Origin of the sequence: uncultured Gimesia sp. (assembly GCF_937919775.1) — a bacterium.
Lineage (GTDB): Bacteria > Planctomycetota > Planctomycetia > Planctomycetales > Planctomycetaceae > Gimesia.
The window spans coordinates 1-6,889 of sequence record NZ_CALFPF010000773.1 but is presented as its reverse complement, the minus strand read 5'-3'; the positions used below and the strand labels follow the sequence as shown (position 1 = coordinate 6,889).

The following is a 6,889-nucleotide window of genomic DNA, read 5'->3' as shown; positions in this document are numbered from 1 at the left end:
TCCTGTTTGAATTTTGCTCGATCAATCGGAAATGAAATAAGAACGCTTTGATTTGCCGTCTCTAAGTTTACCCTCCGCAACTCAGAAGGTCAAAAAAACTTTGAAATTGAGTGAGTCCCCGCAGGTTACGTAATGTTCTTAATACCCTGTTTTGGCAACAGTCGACTACTGAATAATGTCTTTGCGGAACAGAAGTTATGTAAAAAATCGTTTTTAGTGTTCTGAACAGATATTGAATTCTCGCTCTGGTTCGTCACCCGACACCCTCCCGAGAAAATGCGGGCTTTTTCCGCACCAGACGGCTCGTTCTTCCTGACGATTCACAGAACACTTCACTGCATTTCTGGAATCGCAACCCGGCATGCGATACACTGTAAACAGACGGCATTGGTTATACGAATTTAAAATGCTGACACTTCTTCGGCTGATGGAATCAATTCACAGACAGGATATCAAAGATGCCTACCACGACTGGTATGAAGGGGGGCGGTTATTACGACGCGAACTCGAAAGAGCAACGCTCGGCTCTGGAAACATTTCTCCCCTGGCTGGAGACTGCGATTGCCGAACTGCCCTCTCCTGCTGCTTTTCAGGAATCCTGGAATGTGCTCGATATCGGTTCTTCCGAAGGGGGCAACGCGATCTACGCAATGAATCGTCTGATCACCGCGCTGCGTCGCCATTCCGATTTACCCGTCTGGGTACTGTTTGATGATCTGCCGACCAATGATTTTAACCAAATGTTTTTGAACCTGTTTCCGCAAGGCGGATCGGCATTCTCTGCCCCGGATATTTTTTCCGCAGCCATCGGCGGCTCGGCGTTTGGACGTCTGGTACCGCCGCGTTCTCTGCATCTGGCAACAACGTTCAACGCCATCGGTTTTTTTGAAACCAGACCCGTCGCCAGACTGCCCCACTTTATCCTGGCCATGCAGCCGAATCCCCATGCACCGCGCGAGGGTGTCGCGGTTACGGAAAGTGAACTGAAACCATTTCAGGACCAGGCTCATCAGGACCTCTGCCATTTTTATGCCGCACGGGCGGAAGAACTGGTCTCCGGCGGCAAACTGCTGGTCCAGGTATTCGGGAGAAACGAATCCTGGTCTACCGGTTATGGAATTTGTGATGTCCTGAGTGATGCGCTGCTTGATTTTGTAGAAGCAGAGATGTTACCACGCAGCTTTTATGAAGCATTCGTCTTTCCCGCTTACTATCGCAGTGTTGAAGAACTCATTGCGCCGCTGCAGGAAGGAACAGAATTGGCAGCCGCCTTCCGCGTTGAAAAAGCAGAGGTGCGCGAGGTTCCCGTACCCTTCAATGACGCGCTGGAACAATCCGGCGATCAAAGTGCCTGGGCACACAGCTATACCAGTTTTCTACGTGCGTTTACGGAACCAGTTCTACAGGCAGCTTTGCCGGTCGACTTACCGCAGGAAAACACCATCAAGAAAATTTATCAGCGTGTGGAACGGCTGTTGGAAGATCATCCGGAACGCTACGAATTTCACTTTATCTCGATCGCGGCTCTACTCACACGCGTTTGACAGACAACATATACCAGGAATACTCTGATGGAACCGACATATAATGAACTCACACCTGAGGAAGCCCGCGTGATCCTGCATAAAGGGACCGAGCGGCCTTTCATGGGAGAATACACGGATCTGAAAGCGGCCGGCACGTTTCTCTGCCGCCGCTGCAACGCACCCCTGTATCGCAGTGAAGACAAATTTGACAGCCACTGTGGCTGGCCCAGTTTTGATGACGAACTGCCCGACACCGTCGATCGCATCCCTGATGCCGACGGTTCGCGCACGGAAATTGTCTGTCATAATTGCGGCGGTCACCTGGGACATGTTTTCCTCGGCGAACGCATCACAGAAAAAAATACGCGGCACTGCGTGAATTCGATTTCGATGAAATTCGTTCCCGCCGGCCAGACATTGCCGGCTGTGATCGAACGGAAAAATGCTTGAATCGTGCGTCAGCAAGCCATCTCTTGAGTCGATATAAACACTGTCGGACACGCCGAACAGTGCCACACGGGAAGTTGTAAACTATCACGAACTGCAGGAGAGCATAGAGCAACCGGCTCTGCTGCGTGCCCAGTCCGGTCGTTTGCCGGCATGCTGTTCCTGATCGGGCTGTTCGTCGTAAGGACGCCGCAATACTTCGAGCAGTTCATTCACCAGTGTGAAATCGCCCTCTTCTGCCTTGTCGATGGCCAACTGTGACAGATAATTTCGCAGCACGTATTTCGGATTCACGCGATTCATCTTTTCCCGGCGAACTACATCCGAGGACTGTTCGTCGCGAAGCCTGTTTCGGTAGCTGTGAATCCAGGCGAGAATTCTGGTGCGCACCTCGCCGACCACTTTTTCTGGTTCGTAATACGCTTCCATTAACGGTGCAAGTAACGCAGCTTCGTCGATGTCAGCAGATGACTCCCCTTCGCTTTCCAGCAATGAAAGCTTGCGGAAGAATATCGTCATGTCCGTTTCGACCAGTTGCAGGACTTCCTGAATTTCTTCGATTAACTTGATGTCGGTCTCCGGCTGAAACGAATTCAAGCCCAGTTTCTCTGACATCATGGTGCGCGAGCCCTGCTCAAAATGGTCGACATAGACATCCAGTGCCTGCTGCAACGGCTCGGCGTCTTCGATCAGGGGATAGAGGGCATTCGCAAACTGCACGAGATTCCAGAGGGCAATCTGCGGCTGATTCCCAAAGCGATACCGCCGCCCCGTCGCGTCGGTCGTGTTGGGAGTCCAGTTCGGATCATAATCTTCCAGCCACCCATACGGACCGTAGTCAATCGTCAAACCGAGCACCGACATATTATCGGTATTCATCACGCCATGCACAAAACCAACGCGCATCCAGTGCACGATCATGTCCGCTGTGCGACGGCAAACCTCTTCGAACCAGCTCAGATAAACGGCACGACTCGGTTCGCCCAGATGCGAAAACTCGGTCCGGATCGTAAAGTCGACCAGGGTACGCAGTGTTTCGAGATCACCACGGGCCGCACAAATCTGATAATTTCCAAACCGCAGAAACGACGGTGCCACGCGGCACACAACGGCCCCCGGTTCGTGTCTGGGATTCCCATCGTAAAACATATCGCGTTCAACCTGTTCGCCGGTTAAGACCAGACTCAGAGCCCGCGTGGTCGGCACGCCCAGATGATACATGGCTTCGCTGCAGAGAAATTCCCGCACGGAAGAACGTAACACGGCCAATCCGTCTGCCGTACGCGAATACGGAGTCGGGCCGGCCCCTTTGAGTTGCAGTGCCCAGTGCTCCCCTCGACTATTGCGCACCTCACCCAGATTGATCGCCCGGCCATCTCCCAGTTGACCGGCCCAGTTCCCAAACTGATGCCCGCCATAACACATGGCAAACGGGTCCATGCCTGCCAGCACCTGATTCCCGGCAAAGACGGCTGCAAACTCATCCGACTTAACCGTATCGGCAGACAGATCCAGCAGGTCGGCAACCTCTTTTGAATAGGCCACCAACTGAGGTCGGGCCACTTTCGTGGGCAACACACGCGAGTAACAGGCGCCGGTGACCTGCCGACGAAAATTCTTCGCCTCTTCATCGGCGGGCAGATTTCGCGTAAACTGATTATCGAACTGAAGTTCATCGAGATTTCGGACCGTTTGTTGACTGTTCATAGTCGAATTCTATCACTTGAGCAGACCGTTGAAAAGACAGGCGATTCTTCCGCATACCACTTCTAACCGGTGACGGAACTCACACTTCCAGCCGCTGCACTTTTCGCGAGGCCAGATACGCGGTTAATAGTGTGATCACGCAAACTGTTCCAAATACCACTGGAAAATGAGAACGGGAAAGATCGAATTCCCCCTCCCTTTCAGCGTGATGCAGATTGTCATACACAAAGAAGGGATCAAATTCCGTAATACTGGGTATGGATTCCATGACCAGAGAACCAATTAAAAAAACAGCGAGGGGCATCACGGCGCCCCGAACCGGTTTTTTCCACCAGCAGACACCCAGCACTGTCAGAGAATACATCATTGCATGCAAAGCTGGATAACAGGCGATATAAGACCAGCTTAATAATTCGGCGCCATAGTTCATTTTTTCTTCAGGTGGCAGGAAGAGAGAATTCCAACTGACTGCGATTGTCGTTCCATCAAGAACGAACAGTACCGCCAGTAGTCCGATCAGATATTTAAACCAGAACCAGCGTCGAATCGGAATCGGTCGTGACATCCAGAAATGCCCTAAACCAGGCGCAAGTTCCGAGGCAACGACTCCTGAACCGACGACGGTCGCCCAGAGCATTCCCAGCACCCACATGGAACCCGGAAGATTGTATTTGACCAGCTCCCAGTGATTGTTTGCATTCGGATGACTGCCCAGCGTTTCCATCATGACCATAATGCCTGCTAATATTAATCCTGCCAGAGCCAGAGGTACAGACTGTCTCAGATTGATCCACATCAAAGAAAAAACGGGACGGGAAAATGGTATCGAAACCAATGAGAATAAAGGAGGTACCTTCCAGAAATGCCACTTTCTCACGGAAGGAACAGCATTCTGTGTTCCATACCGCCGCGTAAACCAGACCGCCAGTCCGCACTGCAAAAACAGATTTAAAAACAGGGGCAGCCAGACTCGATCAGCAAGATCCAGATCATTCCAGGAAACACCACCGGCACTATAGCTGGAAAACATGACCAGGGACTGTGGAAACAATATCCCCACGTAATCATGCAATATCGGAAATGAATGTGCGGGAAACATGCCACGCACGGACAAAAGGATAAACCAGACAAACGCAACCACGGCCCCCAGGAATCCTACATGAACCTCATTACGCCGTCGGGCTCCGAGCAGACATAACACTAAAAATAGAGCCGTCGTCTGCGAAATTGAAATACACGCTACTTTCATCAGTAAACTGACCGCTCCACCTGCAGACAAACTGGCGCGCAACACCTGATTCACACCAGGAATGGCAACAATCTCGCTCCCCGATCTAAACTGCTCTGACCGGGCGGGAACCTGTTCCAACAATCCACTGGCCAGAAAAACCAGCAATACCAACGCGCCCAGTAGTATGGGAACGATTAAAGCAAAAATCGCCATTCCCAGCCTGACGGCTGCAACTCTGGAGAGTGAAACTGGTAGCGTCCTGGAAAAGGAGATGGTTTGATCTGTGACTTCGCTCAGCGACACCCGCATCGCCAGAAAAACCGACATACACAAACTGTAAATCAGACAAACCGCACCATATCGGGAAACCGGCGTGCGACAACCGGAGGCACTTTCATACAACAACACATAAACAACACCACACAGGATCCAGGCCAGACAAACGAAAAACGTCCCCCTGCGTTCCCGCCATTCTTTCCAGAGCAGAGACTGTAAAACGAAGTCCATAATACGGGTCCTTTAATTTATCTCTCTCAAAGTACTATGCTCGTTACACAACAACCGGTGTGCCTGCCTGCGGCCAGGCATGGGTACGCCCGATGACGAAGGCTTCAAAGATTTCGTCCAGACACAGATCCACAACTTCATGCTCGATTCCCAATTCGGTTAAGTGCTCCACAAAATCCGCTGCACCATCGACCGTCACAATAAACTGACCATCTAACTGCAGCACATCGAGCAACCCTGCCGGCGGTGAGACTTCCGAGATACCTGTGGAACTCAACACAATCCGTTTAACCTCACTGCGCAGTGTTTCGGTCGCTGACTGCCGAATGATTCTCCCCCCATCCAGAATCGCCACCGCATCCGCCACGGCTTCGACTTCATCGAGTAAATGCGAGCTGAATAACACCGTCCGCCCTGCTGCCTGGAGATGTTCGATCAGATCGCGATTGAATTCCTTGCGGGCAATCGTGTCCAGCCCTAATGCGGGATCATCCAGAATCACCACATTGGGTTCATGCGCAAGGGCCAGGGTTAATCCCAGTTTGACGTTTTGTCCCTTGGAAAGCTGCTCAATTCGCTGATGCCGGGGAATGTGAAAACGCTCCAGATAATCATCGGCGAGTGACTGATTCCACGACGGATAAAAAGGAGCCAGAAAATGACAGAGTTCAATCGGCGTCATCCAGCCATACATCGTCTGGTCTTCCGCCAGGTAGCCCACACGACGCCGGAGTTCAATCGCATCTCGCGTGGGGTCACAGCCATCGACCTGCATTGTCCCGCTATCCGGTTTCAATAAACCGAGCAGCATTCGAATCAAAGTGGTTTTACCGGCTCCGTTTCGCCCCAGCAAAGCCAGCGTCTGACCACGGGGAATGTCCAGTGAGACATCATCCAGCACGACATTCACACCGAATTGTTTGTGAACCTGATGAATTCTGATCGCCGATTCTGACATGAGAATCTCCTGATGAATGGTTACGCGGTTCTGGATTCCGGTTTGCGTTTTTGCTGCGCAGCGGCCTCTGCCTTAAGTTCCCGTTTCGCATCTGCAATTGATGCAGCCAACAGCTTTCGCAGCTCTGTCGCTGTCAGTCCTAATAAAATGCCACGATGGATGACCGCCGAAAATTCCATTGAAAACTGGTCACGCTGCTCCGTCATCTGCTGGGAATTCGTTGTCACAGCAGACTGAGGCAATACAAACGTGCCTTCGCCGTGACGCATTTCGACCAGTCCTTCGGCCGACAGACGCTCATAAACGCGTACCACCGTGTTGACGTTGACCGTCAGTCTCTGCGCCAGCTTGCGGACGGAAGGCAGACAATCCCCCGGCTTCAATGTCCCCGAAAGACAATGCGCCCGGATCTGCTCCATGATCTGCCGGGATATTGGCGTCGAGGAACCTCGTTCAATTCGTATGTGCATAATGACATCCCACCAAAGAGTACACAGTACTATAACAGTATGC

Annotated in this window: 6 protein-coding genes; 2 read left to right on the top strand and 4 right to left on the bottom strand. The window is 51.8% G+C overall.

The annotated features are described in order from the left end of the window. The first annotated feature begins 458 nt into the window (after positions 1-458). Both Q0294_RS22020 and Q0294_RS22015 read left to right on the top strand, forming a co-directional pair. Positions 459-1,544 carry a cyclopropane-fatty-acyl-phospholipid synthase gene (locus Q0294_RS22020; RefSeq protein ID WP_299469753.1) on the top strand — a complete coding sequence of 362 codons (1,086 nt, stop codon included), beginning with the start codon at positions 459-461 and terminating at the stop codon, positions 1,542-1,544. A gap of 27 nt (positions 1,545-1,571) precedes the next feature. Continuing rightward, positions 1,572-1,976 (top strand): methionine-R-sulfoxide reductase, encoded by a 405-nt coding sequence (locus Q0294_RS22015; RefSeq protein ID WP_299469751.1) that lies wholly within the window; start codon positions 1,572-1,574, stop codon positions 1,974-1,976. Between the two features lie 84 nt (positions 1,977-2,060). Here Q0294_RS22015 and Q0294_RS22010 read toward each other — a convergent pair whose 3' ends face one another. The 4 genes from Q0294_RS22010 to Q0294_RS21995 all read right to left on the bottom strand — a co-directional run bounded on the left by Q0294_RS22010 (position 2,061) and on the right by Q0294_RS21995 (position 6,846). Then, entirely contained in the window at positions 2,061-3,680 is a 1,620-nt protein-coding gene (locus tag Q0294_RS22010) for a protein adenylyltransferase SelO (RefSeq protein ID WP_299469749.1), read from the bottom strand. Between the two features lie 79 nt (positions 3,681-3,759). Beyond that, the gene (locus Q0294_RS22005; protein ID WP_299469747.1) at positions 3,760-5,418 is read right to left on the bottom strand and encodes a hypothetical protein; all 1,659 of its coding nucleotides are present in this window, start codon (positions 5,416-5,418) and stop codon (positions 3,760-3,762) included. 43 nt (positions 5,419-5,461) lie between these two features. Further along, on the bottom strand, positions 5,462-6,376 hold the full coding sequence (locus Q0294_RS22000; protein ID WP_299469745.1) for an ABC transporter ATP-binding protein: 915 nt from the start codon (positions 6,374-6,376) through the stop codon (positions 5,462-5,464). A 20-nt stretch (positions 6,377-6,396) separates the two neighbouring features. Beyond that, entirely contained in the window at positions 6,397-6,846 is a 450-nt protein-coding gene (locus Q0294_RS21995) for a GntR family transcriptional regulator (protein WP_299469743.1), read from the bottom strand. Between the last annotated feature and the right edge of the window lie 43 nt (positions 6,847-6,889).

Coding starts and splice junctions, on each gene's coding strand:
- Q0294_RS22020 (WP_299469753.1), top strand. CDS start 459: ATGCCTACCACGACTGGTATGAAGGGGGGCGGTTATTACGACGCGAAC.
- Q0294_RS22015 (WP_299469751.1), top strand. CDS start 1,572: ATGGAACCGACATATAATGAACTCACACCTGAGGAAGCCCGCGTGATC.
- Q0294_RS22010 (WP_299469749.1), bottom strand. CDS start 3,680: ATGAACAGTCAACAAACGGTCCGAAATCTCGATGAACTTCAGTTCGAT.
- Q0294_RS22005 (WP_299469747.1), bottom strand. CDS start 5,418: ATGGACTTCGTTTTACAGTCTCTGCTCTGGAAAGAATGGCGGGAACGC.
- Q0294_RS22000 (WP_299469745.1), bottom strand. CDS start 6,376: ATGTCAGAATCGGCGATCAGAATTCATCAGGTTCACAAACAATTCGGT.
- Q0294_RS21995 (WP_299469743.1), bottom strand. CDS start 6,846: ATGCACATACGAATTGAACGAGGTTCCTCGACGCCAATATCCCGGCAG.